15 protein-coding genes are annotated in these 19729 nt (G+C 68.2%); 7 read left to right on the top strand and 8 right to left on the bottom strand.

Features of this window, described 5'->3' with window-relative positions; genetic code table 11:
- Positions 1-17: 17 nt before the first annotated feature.
- The 3 genes from C6569_RS06715 to C6569_RS06705 form a co-directional block, all read right to left on the bottom strand.
- Positions 18-779 (bottom strand): TIGR02186 family protein, encoded by a 762-nt coding sequence (locus C6569_RS06715; RefSeq protein WP_245898260.1) that lies wholly within the window; start codon positions 777-779, stop codon positions 18-20.
- Positions 776-1708 carry a sulfite exporter TauE/SafE family protein gene (locus C6569_RS06710; protein WP_181313937.1) on the bottom strand — a complete coding sequence of 311 codons (933 nt, stop codon included), beginning with the start codon at positions 1706-1708 and terminating at the stop codon, positions 776-778. The genes C6569_RS06715 and C6569_RS06710 overlap by 4 nt, the downstream gene beginning before the upstream one ends.
- A 97-nt stretch (positions 1709-1805) precedes the next feature.
- Positions 1806-2975 (bottom strand): acyl-CoA dehydrogenase family protein, encoded by a 1170-nt coding sequence (locus tag C6569_RS06705; RefSeq protein WP_106748114.1) that lies wholly within the window; start codon positions 2973-2975, stop codon positions 1806-1808.
- Between the two features lie 154 nt (positions 2976-3129).
- Between C6569_RS06705 and C6569_RS06700 the strand changes: the two genes are divergently transcribed.
- The 4 genes from C6569_RS06700 (at position 3130) to C6569_RS06685 (ending at position 10796) form a co-directional block, all read left to right on the top strand.
- The gene (locus C6569_RS06700; protein ID WP_106748113.1) at positions 3130-6450 is read left to right on the top strand and encodes a transglutaminase family protein; all 3321 of its coding nucleotides are present in this window, start codon (positions 3130-3132) and stop codon (positions 6448-6450) included.
- 6 nt (positions 6451-6456) lie between these two features.
- Positions 6457-8958 (top strand): circularly permuted type 2 ATP-grasp protein, encoded by a 2502-nt coding sequence (locus C6569_RS06695; protein ID WP_106748112.1) that lies wholly within the window; start codon positions 6457-6459, stop codon positions 8956-8958.
- Complete coding sequence (locus C6569_RS06690; RefSeq protein WP_106748111.1) at positions 8958-9839, top strand: transglutaminase family protein; 882 nt, start codon at positions 8958-8960, stop codon at positions 9837-9839. The genes C6569_RS06695 and C6569_RS06690 overlap by 1 nt, the downstream gene beginning before the upstream one ends.
- A gap of 135 nt (positions 9840-9974) precedes the next feature.
- Positions 9975-10796, top strand: coding sequence for a hypothetical protein (locus C6569_RS06685; RefSeq protein WP_106748110.1), 822 nt, complete (start codon positions 9975-9977; stop codon positions 10794-10796).
- Here the strand turns inward: C6569_RS06685 and C6569_RS06680 are convergent.
- Positions 10793-11590 (bottom strand): creatininase family protein, encoded by a 798-nt coding sequence (locus tag C6569_RS06680; RefSeq protein WP_106748109.1) that lies wholly within the window; start codon positions 11588-11590, stop codon positions 10793-10795. The genes C6569_RS06685 and C6569_RS06680 overlap by 4 nt on opposite strands.
- 122 nt (positions 11591-11712) lie before the next feature.
- Here C6569_RS06680 and C6569_RS06675 point away from each other — a divergent pair, with 122 nt between their 5' ends.
- Positions 11713-12885 carry an amidohydrolase/deacetylase family metallohydrolase gene (locus tag C6569_RS06675; RefSeq protein WP_106748108.1) on the top strand — a complete coding sequence of 391 codons (1173 nt, stop codon included), beginning with the start codon at positions 11713-11715 and terminating at the stop codon, positions 12883-12885.
- 75 nt (positions 12886-12960) lie between these two features.
- Here C6569_RS06675 and C6569_RS06670 read toward each other — a convergent pair whose 3' ends face one another.
- Positions 12961-14631 carry a methyl-accepting chemotaxis protein gene (locus C6569_RS06670; RefSeq protein WP_181313936.1) on the bottom strand — a complete coding sequence of 557 codons (1671 nt, stop codon included), beginning with the start codon at positions 14629-14631 and terminating at the stop codon, positions 12961-12963.
- Between the two features lie 149 nt (positions 14632-14780).
- On the opposite strand from C6569_RS06670, the gene C6569_RS06665 reads away from it, so the two are divergent.
- Both C6569_RS06665 and C6569_RS06660 read left to right on the top strand, forming a co-directional pair.
- Positions 14781-16148 (top strand): FAD-binding oxidoreductase, encoded by a 1368-nt coding sequence (locus C6569_RS06665; RefSeq protein WP_106748106.1) that lies wholly within the window; start codon positions 14781-14783, stop codon positions 16146-16148.
- A gap of 51 nt (positions 16149-16199) precedes the next feature.
- Positions 16200-16784 (top strand): NAD(P)H-dependent oxidoreductase, encoded by a 585-nt coding sequence (locus C6569_RS06660; protein ID WP_106748105.1) that lies wholly within the window; start codon positions 16200-16202, stop codon positions 16782-16784.
- A gap of 92 nt (positions 16785-16876) precedes the next feature.
- Here C6569_RS06660 and C6569_RS06655 read toward each other — a convergent pair whose 3' ends face one another.
- Genes C6569_RS06655 through C6569_RS06645 form a run of 3 tightly spaced genes read right to left on the bottom strand, consistent with a single transcriptional unit; the run spans position 16877 to position 19603 of the window.
- Entirely contained in the window at positions 16877-17761 is an 885-nt protein-coding gene (locus tag C6569_RS06655) for an ABC transporter permease (protein WP_106748104.1), read from the bottom strand.
- Positions 17758-18531: an ABC transporter ATP-binding protein gene (locus C6569_RS06650; protein WP_106748103.1), complete on the bottom strand. Its 774-nt coding sequence runs from the start codon at positions 18529-18531 to the stop codon at positions 17758-17760. Before C6569_RS06650 ends, C6569_RS06655 begins: the two co-directional genes overlap by 4 nt.
- A gap of 37 nt (positions 18532-18568) precedes the next feature.
- Positions 18569-19603: an ABC transporter substrate-binding protein gene (locus C6569_RS06645; RefSeq protein WP_106750929.1), complete on the bottom strand. Its 1035-nt coding sequence runs from the start codon at positions 19601-19603 to the stop codon at positions 18569-18571.
- Between the last annotated feature and the right edge of the window lie 126 nt (positions 19604-19729).

Genomic DNA, 19729 nt, shown 5'->3' with positions numbered 1-19729 from the left:
GATTCCCGCCTTCGCATTCAGTCGCGCCGGAACACGACGCTCGCCGCCCAACCGGTGAACAGCGCCAGCACCGCCGCCGCCAGGCCGTAGAGAACGCCGTTGTCGCGGGCGGCATTGGCGACGAAGGCCTCGAAGCCGGTCTTCGCCACCTCGAAATTGGTGCTCTCGCGGGCGAGGATGACACCGCCGGACATCAGGAAGATGTCGACGTCGAAGGAGCCGACGGGCGTGTTGGGGACGACGGGAATGTTGGCGCGGAAGAGGTTGGGCGTCAGGAAGGTGACGCCCGTCGGGTTCTCGCGGTAGAGGCCCTTGGCGCGGTTGATGCGCAGGAGCGCCTCGCGGAAGGTGGGGGTGGCGCCGGGATTGGTGCCGAGGCGCGGGGTGATGGCGGTGATGGCGTCGACGCCGATCTGCTGGCGGGCACGCAGTTCGAGATCGGCGAGTTCGGCGGCCGGCTTGTTGGAGAGCAGCGCGTAGAAGGACGGCACCTCGACGAATTCGCGCGCGTCGGTGTTCACCCAGATGCCGAAGACGCGGGTCTTCTGGCGGGTGACCATCATGGCGCGGGGGCCGCGGACGATGACGGCCATGTCGTAGCCGCCCGGGCGGGAAATGGTCTGGGCGTCGCGCTCGATGGCGCCGAACAGGACGATTTCGGACCCGGTGAAGTTCGAGGTGATCTGCAGCCGGTGCGTCGAGAGCGAGGTGATCATGGTCTCGGCCGCGGCGGGCGAGACCCACAGGAGGGCGGAGAGGACGAGGAGGAGCCGCCTCATACCCGTGCCACCCATTCCATCACCGTGTTGGTGAAGGGGTCGTCGGGGCGCACGACGAGGTCGATGAGGAACCGCATGCCGACCGCGAGAACGACGAGGCCGAGGAGCAGGCGCAGTTCCTCGCCCTTCATGGCGAGCGAGGTGCGGGCGCCGAACTGGGCGCCGACGACGCCGCCGATCATCAGCAGCAGGGCGAGCACGACGTCGACCGAGCCGTTGGTGACGGCGTGGAAGACCACCGCCATCAGCATGGTGATGAGGGTCTGAAGGCTCGACGTGCCGATGACGACGGCGGTCGACACGCGCAGGAGATAGACCAGCGCCGGCACCAGCAGGAAGCCGCCGCCGATACCCATGATGGACCCGAGAAAGCCGATGCCGAGGCCGATGGCGACGATGGGCAGGGCCGAGACGGTGATGCGCGAGCGCGGGAAGTGCATGACGAAGGGCAGCGCCGTGCCCACCCGCCGGTCGCGCGCCGGCGGCAGTTTCGGCGGCTCGCCGGAGCGCGAGCGGGCGATGGCCCGGCCGCTCTCGATGACCATGAGCAGGCCGATGCCGCTGAGCAGCGTGACGTAGGACAGGGCGATGAAGAGGTCGAGCTGACCCTCGCGCCTGAGATAGGCGAAGGCGGCGACACCGGTCGCCGTGCCGACGGCGCTGCCTATGAGCAGGACGCCGACGAGCTTCGGGTCCACCGCGTTCTTGCGCCAGTAGCTCAGCGTGCCCGACAGCGAGGAGGCGGCGATCTGGCCGGAGACGCTGGCGACCGCGATGGCGGGAGGGATGCCGATGAAGATCAGCAGCGGCGTCAGCAGGAACCCGCCACCGACGCCGAACATGCCGGAGATGAAACCGATCGCCAGCCCCATGCCCAGGATGAGGAGCATGTTGACGGGCAATTCTGCAATCGGGAGGTAAAGTTGCACAGTCGTCCCCGGCGAGGGTGTGCACCCATCGAAGGCCGTAAAAGGCCGACCGCGTCAAGGCCGAAGGATCGGAATGCGCAATCTTTTCCGTGCAGGGCTAATATGAGCGGGGCATGCCCAGCACGTGCTCGCCGACATAGGCGAGGATGAGATTGGTGGAGATCGGCGCCACCTGGTAGAGTCGCGTCTCGCGGAACTTTCGCTCGACGTCGTAGTCCGCCGCGAAGCCGAAGCCGCCGTGGGTCTGGATACAGGCGTTGGCCGCCTCGAAGGAGGCGTCGGCCGCCAGCAGCTTGGCCATGTTGGCCTCGGCGCCGAAGTCCTGGCCGGCATCGCAGAGGGCGGCGGCCTGGAAGCGCATGAGGTCGGCGGCACGGATGTTCACATAGGCGCGGGCGATGGGGAACTGGATGCCCTGGTTCTGCGCGATGGGGCGGTCGAAGACGATTCGCTCGGCGCCGTATTTCTTCGCCCGGTCGATGAACCAGTAGCCGTCGCCGATGCACTCCGCCGCGATGAGGGTGCGCTCGGCGTTGAGGCCGGAGAGAATCGTCTTGAAGCCCCTGCCCTCCTCGCCGATCAGGTTCTCCGCGGGGATTTCCAGATCGTCGAAGAAGACCTCGTTGGTCTCGTGGTTGACCATGTTGCGGATCGGCCGGACGGTCATGCCCTTGCCGATCGCCTCGCGCAGGTCGACGAGGAAGACCGACAGCCCCTCCGACTTCTTGCGCACCTGGTCGAGAGGCGTGGTGCGGGCGAGGAGCACCATGAGGTCGGAATGCTGGACGCGGCTGGTCCAGACCTTCTGGCCGTTGACGACCCAGCGGTCGCCCTTGCGGACCGCCGTGGTCTTCAGCTTCGTCGTGTCAGTGCCGGTGGTCGGCTCGGTCACCGCCATGGTCTGCAGGCGCAGCTCGCCCGCCGCGATCATGGGCAGATAGCGCGCCTTCTGCTCGTCGGAGCCGCCGCGCAGGATCGTGCCCATATTGTACATCTGACCATGGACGGCGCCGGAATTGCCCCCGGACCGGTTGATCTCCTCCATGATGATGGAGGCTTCCGTCAGCCCGAGGCCTGAGCCGCCATATTCGGCCGGGATCAGCGCGGCGAGCCAGCCGGCCTTCGTCAATTCCTCGGTGAAGGCTTCCGGATAGCCCCGTTCCTCGTCGATCCTGCGCCAATAGGCGTCGTCGTAGCGCCCGCAGAGGTCGCGGACGGCCTCCCTGAGGTCGGCATGGTCGTCGGCATGGGGAATGGTCAGCGGCATCACGGGTTCTCCAGCGCCGAGGTTATGGGTCGCTTCGCCCCGGGTGGGAAGCCCGCCGGAGGAATGACGGCGGCGCGGTCCTTGCTTGCCTCCCGATCCGCCGGGCCATCTCAGGCTTTGACCGGCCGGTCGTCACCCTTTACCCATCGTTGCCATGGCCATTCTCGCGAAGCTGCATCACGTCACGCGCTATCTCTACGACCGTCCGGTCACGCTGGGCCCGCAAGTGATCCGCCTGCGCCCGGCGCCGCACAGCCGCACGACCATCCCGAGCTATTCGCTGAAGGTCGTGCCCGAGCAGCATTTCGTGAACTGGCAGCAGGACCCGCACGGCAACTGGCTGGCGCGCTTCGTCTTCCCCGAGAAGGCGACCGAGTTCTCGGTGACCGTCGACCTCGTCGCCGAGATGGCGGTCGTCAACCCCTTCGATTTCTTCATCGAGGCCTATGCGGAGACCTTCCCCTTCGCCTATGCGCCGGCGCTGGCGGAGGAACTGGCGCCCTATCTCGTCACCGAACAGGGCGATGCCGCCTTCGAGACTTACCTCGCCGGCCTGTCGCGCGAGCCGAAGCAGACCATCGACTTTCTGGTGGCCCTCAACCAGAAGCTCCAGCAGGACATCCGGTACATCGTGCGGATGGAGCCGGGGGTGCAGACCCCCGACGAGACGCTGGAGAATGCTTCGGGCTCGTGCCGCGATTCGGCCTGGCTGCTCGTCCAATTGGCGCGGCGCCTCGGGCTCGCCGCCCGGTTCGTCTCCGGCTACCTCATCCAGCTCAAGCCCGACCTGCAGGCCCTCGACGGCCCGTCGGGAACCGACAAGGACTTCACCGACCTGCATGCCTGGACCGAGATCTACATCCCCGGTGCCGGCTGGATCGGCCTCGACCCGACCTCGGGCCTGCTCTGCGGCGAAGGCCACATTCCGCTGGCGGCGACGCCGCACTATCGCTCGGCGGCGCCGATCTCGGGGGCCGTGGACCCGGCGGAAGTCTCGTTCGCCTTCGACATGCGGGTGGACCGCATCGACGAGCGGCCGCGCGTCACCGCGCCCTTCTCGGACGAGGCCTGGGAGCGGCTCGACGCGCTCGGCGACCGGGTCGACGCCGATCTCGCGGCGGCCGACGTGCGGCTCACCATGGGCGGCGAGCCGACCTTCATCTCCATCGACGACTACGAGGGCGAGGAGTGGAACACCGCCGCCGTCGGCCCGACCAAGCGCGAGCGCGCCGACGCCCTGATCCGCCGGCTGCGCGACACTTTCGCACCCGGCGGCTTCCTGCATTACGGCCAGGGCAAGTGGTATCCCGGCGAGAGCCTGCCGCGCTGGACCTTCGCCCTCTACTGGCGGCGCGACGGCAAGCCGGTCTGGCGCGACGAGAGCCTGATCGCGCGCGAGGACGGGCCGACCACGGCGACGATCGACGGCGCCGGGGCGCTCGCCGCGGGCATCGCCGAGAAGCTCGGCCTCGACGGCGAGGCGGCGCTGCCGGCCTATGAGGACCCGGCGCACTGGGTGATCAAGGAGGCGGAGCTTCCGGTCAACGTGGATGCGCTGGATTCCAAGCTCGAGGATGCCGAGGCCCGCGCCCGCATCGCCCGCGTCTTCGAACGCGGCCTGACACACCCCTCCGGCTACGTGCTGCCGATCCAGCGCTGGAACGCGGCACCGGCGAAGTCCAACTGGATGACGGAGAAGTGGAAGCTGAAGCGCGAGAAGCTCTTCCTCGTCCCCGGCGACAGTCCGGTCGGCTACCGCCTGCCGCTGGCCTCCCTGCCCTATGTGCCGCCGGCGTCGTACCCCTATGTGGTCGCCGCCGACCCGTGGACGGTGCCGTCCGATCTCCCAGACCCGCAGGACATCGAGGGACGCATCGCGCAGCGCGTCTCGGTGGAGCGCGAGCGGGAGGCGGACCGCGCCGAGCAGGTCGAGCAGGTGCTGACTGAGGACAATTCCGTGCGCACGGCGCTCGCCGTCGAGCCGCGCGACGGCAAGCTCTGCGTCTTCATGCCGCCGACCGAGCGGCTGGAGGACTATCTGGAGCTCCTCACCGCGACCGAGGCCACCGCCAAGGAACTGGGCCTCACCGTCCACGTGGAAGGTTATCCGCCGCCGACGGACCCGCGGCTCAACGTCATCAAGGTGACGCCCGATCCCGGCGTGATCGAGGTGAACGTGCATCCGGCCGCGTCCTGGCGGGAATGCGTCGCCATCACGCGCGGGCTCTACGAGGAGGCGCGGCTCGCCCGCCTCGGCACGGAAAAGTTCATGCTCGACGGCCGCCATACCGGCACAGGCGGCGGCAACCACGTGGTGGTGGGCGGCGCGAGGCCTGCCGATTCCCCCTTCCTGCGCCGGCCGGACCTGCTGAAGAGCCTGGTGCTCTACTGGCAGCGCCATCCCTCCCTGTCCTACCTGTTCTCCGGCCTCTTCATCGGCCCGACCAGCCAGGCGCCGCGGGTGGACGAAGCCCGCCACGACGGGCTCTACGAACTCGAGATCGCCATGGGCATGGTGCCGAAGCCCGGCGAGGGCGAAGCGCCGCCGCCTTGGCTGGTGGACCGCCTGTTCCGCAACCTGCTGGTCGATTCCACCGGCAATACCCACCGCACGGAACTGTGCATCGACAAGCTGTTCTCTCCCGACAGCCCCTCGGGACGGCTCGGCCTCGTCGAGTTCCGCGGCTTCGAGATGCCGCCCGACGCGCGGATGAGCCTCGCCCAGCAGCTCCTCATCCGCGCCCTTATCGCCTGGTTCTGGAAGGAACCGCAGGACGGGCCGCTGGTGCGCTGGGGCACCGCCCTGCACGACAGGTTCATGCTGCCGCACTTCGTCTGGGAGGATTTTCTCGGCGTGCTCGGCGATCTCGGCCGCGCCGGCTACGCCTTCGACCCCGCCTGGTTCGAGGCGCAGTTCGAGTTCCGCTTCCCCCTCGCCGGCCAGGTGGACCACGCGGGCGTCCGCATGGAAATCCGCCAGGCACTGGAGCCCTGGCACGTGCTCGGCGAGGAAGGGGCGATCGGCGGCACGGTGCGCTTCGTCGATTCCTCCGTCGAGCGCCTGCAGGTCCGGCTCATGGGTCTCCAGCCGGAACGGCACACGGTCACCTGCAACGGCCGTCCCGTCCCGCTGACCGCCACCGGCCGCAGCGGCGAGTTCGTCGGCGGCGTGCGCTTCAAGGCCTGGCAGCCGCCCTCGGGCCTGCATCCGACCATTCCGGTGCATGCGCCGCTGACCTTCGACGTGGTCGACATCTGGAGCCGGCGGTCCATGGGCGGCTGCGTCTATCACGTCGCCCATCCCGGCGGGCGCAACTACGACACCTTCCCCGTCAACGCCTACGAGGCCGAGGCGCGCCGCCGCGCCCGGTTCCAGGATCACGGCCACACCCCGGGCCTGATCGATCCGCCGCGGGCCGAACGCTCGGGAGAGTTTCCGGCGACCCTCGACCTGCGCCGCCCGCCGGTGCATTGAGGAACCATGACGTTCCGCAGCCAACGCACGAGCGACAACCGCGCCGAGCGCATCCTGGCGATGCTGGCCCGCTATCAGCCCGTGCCCGGCGTCTATGACGAGATCCTGGACGAGCGGGGCGAACCGCGGGCGCACTGGCAGCCGGTGCTCGCCACCCTCGCCGATCTCGGGCCGCGCGAGCTGGAAAAGCGCTTCGCGGGGGCCGACCGCTACATGCGCGATTCCGGCGTCTTCTACCGGGTCTACGATGACCCGAAGAACGGCGAGCGGGCCTGGCCGCTGGCGCATCTGCCGTTGGTCATCGCGCCGGAGGAATGGCGCGCGCTCTCGGAGGGCCTGCGGGAACGGGCCGAGCTTCTCGAGTTCGTTCTGAAGGACCTGCTCGGGCCGGCCGAGCTCGTCAGCGACGGCCTCGTGCCCGGCGCCACCATCGCGGGATCGCCGGACTATCTGAGACCGCTGGTCGGCACCAAGCCGCGCGGCGGCTCGCACCTCCTCTACTATGCCGTCGACGTCGGCCGCGGCCCCGATGGGCGATGGTGGGTGCTCGGCGACAGGGCGCAGGCACCCTCGGGGGCCGGCTACGCCTTGCAGAACCGCCTCGCCATGTCGCGCTCGCTGCCGGAGATCTACCGCAACCTGCCGGTGGAGCGGCTCGCCGGCTTCTTCCAGGCGCTGCGCTCGGAATTTTCCTCCCACGCGGCGGCGACGGATTCGCGCGTCGCCGTGCTGACGCCGGGCCCCCTCAACGAGACCTATTTCGAACACGCCTTCCTCGCCCGCTATCTCGGCTTCCTGCTCGCCGAGGGCGCCGATCTGACCGTGCGCGACGACACGCTCTACGTGCGCACCGTTTCCGGGCTGAAGAAGCTGGACATGCTCTGGCGCCGCCTCGACGCCGACTTCGCCGATCCGCTGGAGCTCAATCCGCGCTCGCAGCTCGGCGTCGCCGGCCTCGTCCACGCCATCCGCTCCGGCAAGGTGACCCTCGCCAATGCCCTCGGTTCGGGCGTCCTGGAGGCGCGATCGCTGCTCGCCTTCCTGCCCTCCGTTGCCCGGGCGCGGCTCGGGCGCGACCTCGCCATTCCCCACGTCGCGACCTGGTGGTGCGGCCAGCCGATCGAGCGCGGTGCCGTCATCGCCGACCTCGACTCCTTCGTCATCGCGCCGGCCTTCACCCAGACCATTCCCGGCCTCCTCGACGAGGGCGCGGTGCTCGCCTCCAGCCTGCCACCCGACAAGCGGTTGCGGCTCGCCGAGGAGATCCGCCTGCGCGGCTCCGACTTCGTCGCCCAGGAGGTGGTGAAGCTCTCGACTATGCCGGTGTGGAACGACGGCTATCTGGAGCCCCGCCCCTTCATCCTGCGCCTCTTCCTCACCCGGGTGGGCGACGGCTGGGAGGTGATGCCCGGCGGCTTCTGCCGCATCGGCGATCGCATCGACGCCCGCGCCGTGACGATGCAGCGCGACGGCCGCTCGGCCGATGTCTGCGTGCTGGCGGAGGGGCCGGTAGCGGAGACGACGCTGCTGCCGACGCCCGACAAGGTCGAACTCAGGCGCTCCACTTCTTCGCTGCCGAGCCGCGCAGCCGACAACCTGTTCTGGCTCGCCCGCTACATGGAGCGCGCGGAAGCGACGCTGCGGCTTCTGCGCGCCCTCGGCGACCATGTCGGCAGCGGCGAATCGACCGGTCCGGACATGTTGAAGCGGCTCGTCGACCTGCTGGTTGCGTGGGAAGCCCTGCCGAAGGACACCGGCCTGACGGACCCGCAGGCGGTGGCGGCCGCCGTGCTGCACGGCGACCGGCCCGGCGGGCTCCTGTCGCTGTCGCGTGCCGCGCTCAACGCCGCCTCCGTCATCCGCGACCGCTTCTCCCCCGACGCCTGGAAGACGATCGGCGACATGGTCCACCTCGCCGAGGACGGCCGGAAGCCCGAATCCGGGGCGATCGACCGGGTGGAGGCGGGCCTGCGGCTGTCGGCGGTCTTCTCCGGCCTCGCCCAGGAGAACATGAACCAGCTCATCGGCTGGCGCTTCCTGAAGATCGGCAAGCGCATCGAGCGGGCGCTGGCGATCTGTCGGTTCGGGCGCAACTTCTCCGACCAGCGGACGGGCACGGCCGGTCTCGACCTCTTGCTGGCGCTGGCCGACAGCCAGATTACCTACCGGCGCCGCTACGTGATGATCGCGGCGCGCGCCCCGGTGCTCGACCTCATCATCCTCGACCCGAACAATCCCCGCTCGGTCGCCTTCCAGGTGGAGCGGATCGCCGACCACCTCGCCCACCTGCCGGACCACGTCTCCGACGGGAGGCTGAACGTGCCGGAAAAGCTGATCGCGCGCGCGCGCGTGGACTTGCAGACCGCCGATGCCCACACCCTCGACAGCCGCCAGATCCTCGCCATCGAGCAGCGCCTGATGGCCATCTCCGACGAGATCTCCGAGCGCTATTTCACCCACCGCGACGGGGCGACCCCCGTCGGCCCAGCCGCCGGCGATCTGTTCTGATGCGCTACCAGGTCCGCCAGGTCACCGACTACACCTATGCGCGACCGGTGGTCTTCGCCCAGCACGTGCTGCGTATCGTCCCGGTGGACCGGCCGGGGCAGACGGTGGCGCGCTGCGACATCGAGATCACCCCGGCGCCGGCCATGCGGCGCGACGATACCGATTTCTTCGGCAACCGGCGGATTTTCCTCGACTTCGACCGGCCGCACCGGTCGCTGCAGATCGAGATGCGCGCCGAAATCACGGTGGCGGGCTTCAGCCGCCCCCTGCCCGGCATGGACCCGCCCTGGGAGCGCGTGCGCGAGACCGCCTTCGCCAGCGCCGACATGTCGCCCGCTTCCCCGGTCCATGCGCTGTTTCCCTCGACCTATGTGCCGCGCGATCCGGCGATCCGCGCCTATGCCAGTGCCTCCTTCCCGCCGGGACGGCCGATCCTCGAGGCCGCCTTCGACCTGGCGAAGCGCATCCAGTCCGACTTCACCTATGCGCCCGGCGCCACCGACACCTCGACGCCCGCGGCGCGCGCCTTCGCCATGCGCAAGGGCGTGTGCCAGGACTTCTCGCACATCATGATCTCCGGCCTGCGCGGACTCGGCCTGCCGGCGGCCTATGTCTCCGGCTTCCTGCGCACCATACCGCCCGCCGGACAGCCGCGGCTGGAAGGCGCCGACGCCACCCACGCCTGGGTGTCGCTGTGGTGCGGGCCGGCGCTGGGATGGTGGGGGCTCGATCCGACCAACGGCCTGATCGTCGGCGAGGATCATATCGTGCTCGCCATCGGCCGCGACTTCGTCGACGTGGCGCCCAATGGCGGCGTGGTGATCGCGGCGGGCGACCACGACATCTCGGTCGCCGTGGACGTCAAGCCGCTGGGGGCGTGAAACCGCCGGGCGGCGCCCCGCCCGTCCGGTTCGTTAACCGGCGGCAAGCTTGATCGTTAAGCCGCTGTTTCCCTTCTCTTTTCTCGCTTTTTTTATGGATTTTTGGGATGATCGGTTGAAAGAGAGGGCACGGTTATGTCCCTGCTTCTGTCGCCGACTGCCACCACGGGACTGCCCCAGATCGCGGCGCCGCCGCTGTTTGCCGACGAGCCCGGCGGCGCGCCGCGGGAGAGCGAACTCCTCCGGCTGCTGCGCATCCACAGCTGGTCGATCGACCTGAAGACCGAGCGCGTGCGCTGGGAGACCCTCGATGCCAACGACCGCACCGTGGTCATCAAGGCGACGCTGACGGACCTCCTGAAGCAGGCCAATGACGAGGATGCCGGCAAGTTCCGCGCCCATCTGAAACAGGCCATCGACACCGGCAGCGCTGGCCCGGACCATTTCCGTTTCGACGACCTCGACCATGCCGGTAGCCAGATCGAATCCGTCTGCGTCCTGAAATGGCTGTCAGGCCATCCCGTCGTCGTCGGCCTCTACCGGAACTGCGAGAAGGAACGGCGGCAGGCCGCGGTCGTCGGCGCCATGCGGGCAAACCTCGAGACGATGATAGCCGAGTCGACCAGTTGCATCGCCGTCCTCGCCCGCGACGGCACGATCCTCAACTGCAACACCGCCTTCGCCAAATGCCTCAACCTGCGGGACAGGCGTATGGCGATCAGGCAGAACGTCATCGAGCTCGTCGGCAGCCTGTCCGATCGGCTCGAAGGGATCGTGCGCGGCGCATTGCTCTCCAGCGAGGCGCTGTCCGGCCAGTTCGTCATGACCTTCCCGGGCGGTCAGGTGCGCGGCGTGCGCTGGAAGGCCTTCGGACTGGATCTCCTGAGAGGCGAGTCCGCGACCCGCGTCTTCGCCTTCGACCTGCGCCGGACCGAGGCCGACGACATCATCGACTAGGCCGGCGCCCACAGCCGGCCGGTGTCGAAGCGCGCCATGTCGTCGAGCAATCTGACGAATTCCGCCGCCTGGAAGGCGGCGGTCGCCCTGCCCTTCTCCGCCGTCGCGCGCGAGGCGTCGCCCGCCGCGCCGTCCGGGTTGATGTCCTGGGCCATCCAGCCGAAGGCGTGGTTCAGCGTCGGCCGGAGATAGGCGAACTCCTTCTCCATCGACACCATGACGGGTTCGAAAAGCTTCGCCCGGCTCATGTCCACGAGGTCCGGGCGGAAGTGCAGCATCAAGGAGGTCTCGACGTCGCCGCCGTGGATGCCGTGCTTGATGTCGAGGTCGCCATAGAGGCCGGGCGGGCGGCCGAAGGCGGTCCAGCTCGTCACCACGGCGAGCTGGCGGAAGCGGATGCGCAGTTCGCGGGCGACGACGCGCATGGGGTCGAGATTGCCGCCGTGGGAGGTCAGCAGCACGATCTTGTCGATGCCGGCGCGCTTCACGCTCTCGCCGATCTCGATCCAGCTCTTCAGCACTGTCTCGGCCGAGAGGGTCAGGGTGCCCTTCGAATGGAGGTGCTCGTTCGACTTGGCGACCGCCTCGATGGGGAGGAAGAGCGCGGTGACGTTCGGTCCGACCAGCGGGAAGGCCGTTTCGATCATGCCCTGCATGATGGAGGTGTCGGTGGAGACCGGCAGATGGGGTCCGTGCTGCTCGATTGCGGCCAGCGGAAGGACGGCGACGGTGGTCGCCGGATCGAGCCGGTCGAAATCGGTGGTCTTCAGGTCACCCCAGTGACGGGCCGGCATGGGAGGTCTCCGCAAGGCTCATGTCACGGCTGTTGGCAAGCCGCGCTCCGGCGCGCAATGTGCGCGCCGGACAAGGGCCGCGCAATGCACCAGACCGGCCTTTGCAGCAAGCGGAGCATCTGATGACTTTCGACCTGATCCTGCGCGGCGGCCGCGTGATCGACCCCTCGCAGAAGATCGACGGGGTGCGCGACGTGGCCTTCACCGGCGGCAAGGTGGCCGCCGTGGGCAAGGATCTGAAGCCCGGCCCCGGCACCGAGATCCGCGACGTGTCGGGCTATATCGTCACTCCCGGTCTCATCGACTTGCACACCCACGTCTATTGGGGCGGGACCTCGCTCGGCATCGACGCTGAAGAGTTCTGCCGCACCTCGGGCGTCACCACCGCCATCGACACCGGCTCGGCGGGCCCCGGCAACTGGATGGGCTTCCGCAAGCACGTCATCGAGAAGAGCCAGGTTCGTATCCTTGCCTATCTCCATGTCAGCCATGCCGGCATCTACGGCTTCGACAAGCGCGTGATGGTCGGCGAGAGCCGCGAGATCGACCATCTCAACCCCTGGGACTGCGCCAAGGTGGCGGACGAGAACCGCGACCTGATCGTCGGCATCAAGGTGCGCGTCGGCCGCAATTCCTCCGGCACCAACGGCGAGGCGGCCCTCGACATGGCGCTGCAGGTGGCGAACGAGGTGGGCATGCCGCTGATGGCGCATATCGACCATCCGCCGCCCTCCTACGAGCACGTCATCGGCCGCCTGCGTCCGGGCGACGTGCTGACCCACGCCTTCCGCCCCTTCCCCAATGCACCGGTCACCGCCCAGGGCGCGGTGAAGCCGGAGGTCGTCGCCGCCCGCAAGAAGGGCGTCATCTTCGACATCGGTCATGGCAAGGGCTCGTTCTCGTTCAAGACGACGCGGGCCATGCTGGCGAACGGCTTCGAGCCGGACGTCATCTCCTCCGACGTGCACACGCTCTGCATCGAGGGCCCGGCCTTCGACCAGGTGACGACCCTGTCGAAGTTCCTCTGCCTCGGCATGCCGCTCGACCGCGTCATCGCGGCGTCGACGGTGAACGCCGCCATGGCGCTGAAGCGCCCGGAGCTCGGCAGCCTGAAGCCCGGTTCGGCGGGCGACGCCACCATCCTCTCCATCAAGGAGGGCAAGTTCGACTATGTCGACGTGGTGGGCGAGCACCTGATCGGCGACAGGAAGATCGTCTCCGAGGGCACGGTGATCGCCGGCAAGTGGTGGCACCCGAAGCGCTCCAACAGGTTCCGCAAGCTGGCGACGGCCTGACCGTTCCACCCGAACGAAACGACAAAGCCCGGCGGTGACGCCGGGCTTTGTCGTGGTGGGGAAACGGTGAGGCGATCAAGCGGCGCGGATACGGCCGAGGAAGCCGGACACCGCCCGGTCGAGCTCGACCGAACCCTGCTTGAGGTGGCGGGCCGCGTCGTTCATGGCATTGGCGGCCTTGCCGGTCTCGTCGGCGGCGCGGGTGACGCGGTTGATATCGGTCTCGACCGAGCGGGTGCCGCCGGCAGCATCGGAGACCGAGCCGGCAATGCCGTTGGTGACGGCCGACTGTTCCTCGACGGCGGCCATGATCGAGAACGACACGGAGTTGATCTCGCCTATCGTCTTGTTGATCGCCTCGATGGCGCAGACCGCATCGGCGGTGACCGACTGGACGGCGCCGATCTGGCTGGCGATCTCCTCCGTCGCCTTCGAGGTCTGGGCGGCGAGGCTCTTCACCTCGGTGGCGACCACCGCGAAGCCCTTGCCGGCCTCACCCGCGCGGGCCGCCTCGATGGTGGCGTTGAGGGCGAGCAGGTTCGTCTGCGCGGCGATGGCATTGATGAGGGCGACGACGTCGCCGATCTTCTGGGTGGAGGTGGCGAGGGTCGCCACGATCTCGCCGGTGCGGGTCGCCTGCTGCACGGCGGAGGCGGCGATGTGCTGGGCCTGGGCCGTGCGGCTGGAGATCTCGCCGATCGAGGAGGCGAGTTCCTGGGCCGAACTGGCGGCGCTCTCGACGCTCTGGGTGGCGCCGGCCGAGGTCGCTGCCACGGTCTGCCCCAGTTCGGCGACATTGCGCGCGACGTCACCGACGCGGCTGGCATTGCCGACGATCTCCTCGGCCGACCGGGTCACGGTCTGGACGACGGACTGGACGGTGGCGGAAAATTCGTCGGCCAGGGCCGCCATCTCGCGGACCCGCTGGGCGCGGACCTCCTCCTCGCGCTCCGCCTCGGTCGCCTTGAGGCGCTCCACCTCGCGGACGTTGTCGCGGAAGACAAGGACCGAGCGGGCGAGGCCGCCGATCTCGTCGGGGCGGTCGGTATCGCCGACCTCGACGTCGGTGCGCCCCTGGGCGACGCCGTCGACGGCGCCGGTCAGGCGGTTGAGCGGACGCGTCACACCGGTGACGATGGTCCAGAAGGCGGCAAGGCCGGCCGTCAGGGCAAGCGCAATCATCGCGCCGATGAGCCAGGTCAGGGTCCGGCGGGTGGCGTCGACCTCGGCGGTAAGAGCCGCGACGCGACGGGCATTGGCCTGCGCGAAGGCTGCCATCTCGGCATTGAGCTTTTGGCGCGTCGCGCGATTCGGCTCGTTGTCGCCGATGACGCGGGCCGCCTCGTTGCCGCTGGCGCGGCCGACCTGGGCAAGTTCGGTGCGCAGGCGGATGAAGTGGTTCGCCTGTTCCAGCAGGCGGCTCTTCAGCGCATCGTCCTCGGGGCTGGCGAGGGCGGCCCATTCGGTCACGACCTCCCTCAGCTTTGCGAGTTCACGGTCCTGACCGGCGGCGAAGCGCTCCAGGGCGCTCTTCTCCGCCGACATGTAGATGCCGCGCGATTCCATCACGACCGCATAGATGAGCCCGTTGGCGCGCTCGGCAAGCTGGGTCACCCGCGCGGTCTTCTGGTTCGCTTCTACGGCCTGCTGATAGCGCTGGAAGCCGTACATGGCGACGCCGGCAACGACCAGGGAGGCGGCGGTCAGTCCGGCGACAATGGAAAACAGCTTGGTCCTGATCTGCACGAGACACTCCGAGTGATTTCGCAGAAACATGCTGCATATTTTCTTGCCGCTGCGTTAACGCGCACTTTTGCTGGATATTAAGATGCATGACTCCGGCGGGAAAAATGGCTAGAGGCCGGGGCGAAGCCGGCCAGAGACACGAGAATTCCATGATCAGTGAGGGACATCCGCCCCGTGCCACAGTCGATGTCGACGCGCTGGTCCGACTGCTAGGCGATGTGCCGACCGAACGCGAGCCGACCATCGTGCGTCGACGCTCGCGTGACTTCTTCTGGTACTCGCCGATCCTGGCGGACGCGCTGAAGCACGTGGCCGCCGACATCATCGTCAGGCCCCGCGATGAGGCGGACGTGATCCGGACGGCGTCAGCCTGCGCCAAACTGCGGATTCCCCTGACGGTCAGGGCCGGCGGCACCGGCAATTACGGGCAGGCCATGCCGCTCGCCGGCGGCGTCCTCCTGGAGATGACCGAGCTCACCGGTGTGGTCTGGCAGAAGCCGGGGTCGGTGCGGGTCCGGGCCGGCACCAACATTCTCGCCCTCGACCAGGAGACGCGGCCGAACGGCTACGAACTGAGGATGCATCCCTCCACCAAGCGGACGGCGACCATCGGCGGCTTCGTCGCCGGCGGATCGGGCGGCGTCGGCTCGGTGGCCTATGGGGGTTTGCGCGAACCCGGCAACATCCTGGCGGCGCGTGTCGTCACCGTGGAGGAGGAGCCGCGGATTCTCGAGCTGCGACAGGATGCCGCGCAGAAGGTCAACCGCGCCTACGGCACCACCGGCATCATCACCGAGCTGGAAATGCCCACGGCACCCGCCTGGGCCTGGATCGACGTCATCGTCGCCTTCGACAGTTTCGCCGAAGCCTTTGCCGCCGGCCGCGACATCGCCCATGCCGACGGGGTGGTGAAGAAGCTGGTGACGCCCATCGCCTGGCCGATCCCCGGCCATTTCGTGTCCCTGAAGGACGCCTGCCCAGAGGGCAAGGCCATCCTCATCTGCATGATCGCCGAGCCCTTCATGGAGAGCTTCGAGGCGATCCTCGGCGGGCGGGGCACCCTCACCTATCGGGCGCCGTCGCGGGAGGAGCCCGGCGAGACGCCGCTCTACGAATATGCCTGGAACCACACCACCCTGCAGTGGCTGAAGACCGACCGCTCCATCACCTATCTGCAGCTCCTCTATCCGCATGACCGGCTGGAGGAGAGCGTCCGGCAGATGGCGGCCCTCTTCGAGGGCGAGGTGCTGCCGCATCTCGAATTCATCCGCTTCGGCGGCAGGGTCACCTGCTCGGCGCTACCCGTGGTCCGCTACACGAGCCCCGAACGGCTGTTCGAGATCATCCGCCTGCACGAGGAGCACGGCGTCATGGTCGCCAATCCCCACGTCTTCGGGCTGGAGGGCGGCTCGCGCCACAAGCGGGCCGAGGCGGACCAGCTCGGCTTCAAGGCGCAGGTCGATCCGATGGGCCTGCTCAACCCCGGCAAGATGGAGAGCTTCGTGCCGGTGCGCTGAGGCACGGGACTTGCTGCCCCCGTTCCATCATCTCCTCAGCCGGTTGCCTCCATGCGCGTGCTCTACCTCTACTGCCACCCCCTCCCCGAGAGCTTCCATGCGGCGATCCGCGCCGAAGCCCTAGCCGCCCTGACAGCGGCCGGTCATGACGTCGATCTCCTCGACCTCTATGCCGAGGGCTTCGATCCCGTGCTGTCCGAGGACGGGCGGCGGCGCTACCACGACGAAAGCCGCAACCAGCAGGGGCTGGAACCGCTGATCGCGCGGCTGCGGGCGGCCGAGGCGCTGGTGGTGCAGTTTCCGACCTGGAGCTTCGGCCCACCGGCCATGCTCAAGGGCTTCTTCGACCGCATGTTCATGCCGGGCGTGGGCTTCGACATCTCGAATCCCGCGGCGGTGAAGCCGCTGCTCGGCCACATCCGCTCCATCACCGGCATCGTCACCTATGGGCGCCCGTTCTGGTACGCGCTCTACATGGGCGACCCGCCGAAGAAGATCGTCATGCGCTACCTCTGGTGGTTCACGGGCCGCAAGGCGAAGCGCCGCTATCTCGCGCTCTACCACCTCAACGTGGCGACGCCCGAGCAGCGGACGGGCTTCATCGCGAAGGTGAAGGCGGCGATGGCGGGGGTGTGAGGGCTGCCCCTACCCGCCCCGCTCTGGATGGCCGAAAGTGAGCCCTGGACCACCAGACCGTGGCCGGACATGGCCATCCATGGCTCCGGGCCTCAATTCTCCCGCTTCAGCGCACTCTCGTGCCACCGGCGCAGCAGCAGGTGGGACACCCAGCTGATGGTCAGGAAGATGGCGATGCCGGACATGGAGATCATGATCAGCGCCGCGAACATGCGCGGGATCTTGAGCTGATAGCCGGCTTCCAGGATGCGGTAGGCGAGGCCCGAGGCCGAGCCGCCGGAACCTGCCACGAACTCCGCCACCACGGCGCCGATGAGGGCGAGGCCGCCGGAAATCTTCAGGCCCCCGAGGAAATAGGGCAGCGCCGCCGGCAGGCGCAGGTGGCGCAGGGTCTGCCAGCGCGAGGCGCCGTAGAGCTCGAAGAGGTTGCGCAGGTTGTGGTCGGCCGAGTTGAGGCCGAGGATCGTGTTCGACAGGATCGGGAAGAAGGCGACGATCCAGGCGCAGATCAGCAGCGACAGGTTGATGTCCCCGACCCAGATGATGATCAGCGGCGCGATGGAAACGACCGGCGTCACCTGCAGGATCACGGCGTAGGGAAACAGCGACTTCTCCAGCCATTTGGACTGGGTGAAGAGCACGGCGAGGCCGACGCCGAGTGAGACCGCGGCGATGAGGGCTGCGGCGGTGATGCGCAGCGTCACCCAGAGTGAGGCCGAGAGCGTGCCCCAGTCGGCGACGAGGGTCTTCGCGATCAGCAGCGGCCCGGGCAGGATGAAGGGCGGGATCTCCCGCCACCAGACGATGAACTCCCAGGCGGCGAGCGCGAGGATGCCGATGCCGAGCGGGGCGAGGATGCCCGGCCAGGCCTCGGTGGAGATGCCGAGCACCTTGCGGTCCTCGCGGAAGATCGGGCGGGCCTCGGCATCGGTCCCGTCATGGGGGACGGCGGCGGGGGGAAGCGTCGCGTCGGTCATGCGGAGATCGCCTCCTTCAGCTTCTCGGATGCGATCCGGCACCAGTGGGCATAGTCGGCCGAGGTGCGGAACAGGTCGTCGCGCGGATAGGTCGCCTCGACCCGCAGATCGGCCATGACGCGGCCGGGCCGCGCCGCCATGACGACGATGCGCTGGGAAAGATAGACGCTCTCGAAGACCGAATGGGTGACGAAGACGGCAGTGAAGCGGTTCGCCTCCCACAGCCTGAGGAGGTCGTCGTTCAGCTTGTGGCGGGTGATCTCGTCCAGCGCCGCGAAGGGCTCGTCCATCAGGAGGATCTTCGGATGGGTCACCAGGGCGCGGGCGATGGAGACGCGCATCTTCATGCCGCCCGACAGTTCGCGCGGATAGCTCTTCTCGAACCCCTTGAGGCCGACGAGCGCCAGCATCTCGGCGCCGCGCGCCTGCGCCTCGCCCTTGTTCGTCCCGCATAGCTTCAGTGGCAGGATCACATTGTCCAGCGCGGTGGCCCAGGGCATCAGGGTCGGGTCCTGGAAGACGAAGCCGAGTTCGCGCGCCTGCCGCCCGCGGGAATCGTGGCCCAGGGTGGCCCAGTCGATCGTTCCGACGCTCGGCTCGCCGAGGCCGGCGATCATGCGCAGCAGGGTCGACTTTCCGCAGCCGGACGGGCCCAGCAGGCTGACGAACTCGCCGCGTGCCAGGTCAAGGTTCACGTCGCGGACGGCGATGGTGCCGTTGGCGAACTGCTTGGAGACATGGCGGACGGCGACGAGCGTGGATGCGCCCATCGCCACCGGCCGCTCCCGTGTGGAGACCTGCGCCACCTCAGGCCTTGCCCACGCCCTTGTTGACGAAGCGCAGGTCGTAGGCCTTCTTCACGTCGATGCCGGCCGGGAAGACTCCGGCGTCACGCATCTGGGTGTAGAAGGTCTGCCAGCGCGCATCGGTCATGGCGCCGATGCCGAGTGTGGTGGCGTCGCCCGACAGGACGATGCCGTTCTCGGTCATCACCTTGATCGCGTAGTCGATCTTCTTCTGGTCCATATCCGGGTTGTCGCGCATGATGAGCTTGTTGGCCTCGGCGATGGCCGGCCCACCCTTCATGTACTCGGCCCAGCCCTCGAGCGAGGCGGTGACGAAGCGCTGCACCACGTCGGTGCGCTCGTCGACCATCTTCTTCGAGATGTTGATGGTGGTGTTGTAATTGGCGAAGCCGGCATCGGCGATGAGGTGGACCAGCGGCTTCACCCCGCCTTGCTGCTCGATGGCGAAGGGCTCGGAGGACAGAAAGCCCTGCTGGCAGATGTTCTTGTCGGCCAGGAAGGGCGCCATGTTGAAGGTATAGGGGCGCACCTGCTCGTCGGTGAAGCCGAAGCGCGCCTTGAGGTAAGGCCAGAACGAGGTGCGCCCGCCGGCGCCGACCAGGATCGTCTTGCCCTTCAGCGCGGCGAAAGTGTCGTTGCCGACGCCGGGATGGCAGATGATGACCTGCGGGTCCTTCTGGAAGATCGACCCGATGCACAGGAAGGGCAGGTTCTCCTGGACATAGCGGATGGCTTCGAAGGAGTTCGACATGATCATGTCGACCCGGCCGCCGAGCAGGAGCTGCGACGGGTTCTGCTGGGGGCCGCCCATGCGGATGTCGGCCTCGATGCCGTACTTCTTGTAGATGCCGGCGGCGACGGCCTGATAGAAGCCGCCATGCTCGGCCTGGGCGCGCCAGTTGGTCTGGTAGGACACCTTGTCGAGGCCCTGGGCCGTGACGAGATCGGACCGCATCACGTGGGCGGCGGCGAGGCCGGCTCCGAGCGCCAGGGCGCGGCGGCGGGTGATGCGGAAAGCGGGGGACGTGACGGACATGCGACCTCTCCTGAAGCGGGCCTTGCGGAGACCCTTGAAATCCATGATGGCGGCCAGAGCAACGGGCATGCCGGCTTATCCTACGATATCGTAAAGCCCCCGGGATCATGTTGCACATTGTTTAGG

It is taken from the genome of Phreatobacter cathodiphilus, assembly GCF_003008515.1.
In the GTDB taxonomy this organism is placed as follows: domain Bacteria; phylum Pseudomonadota; class Alphaproteobacteria; order Rhizobiales; family Phreatobacteraceae; genus Phreatobacter; species Phreatobacter cathodiphilus.
Note: the sequence above shows the minus strand (reverse complement) of the source record. Positions and strands in the feature narration are given on the sequence as shown.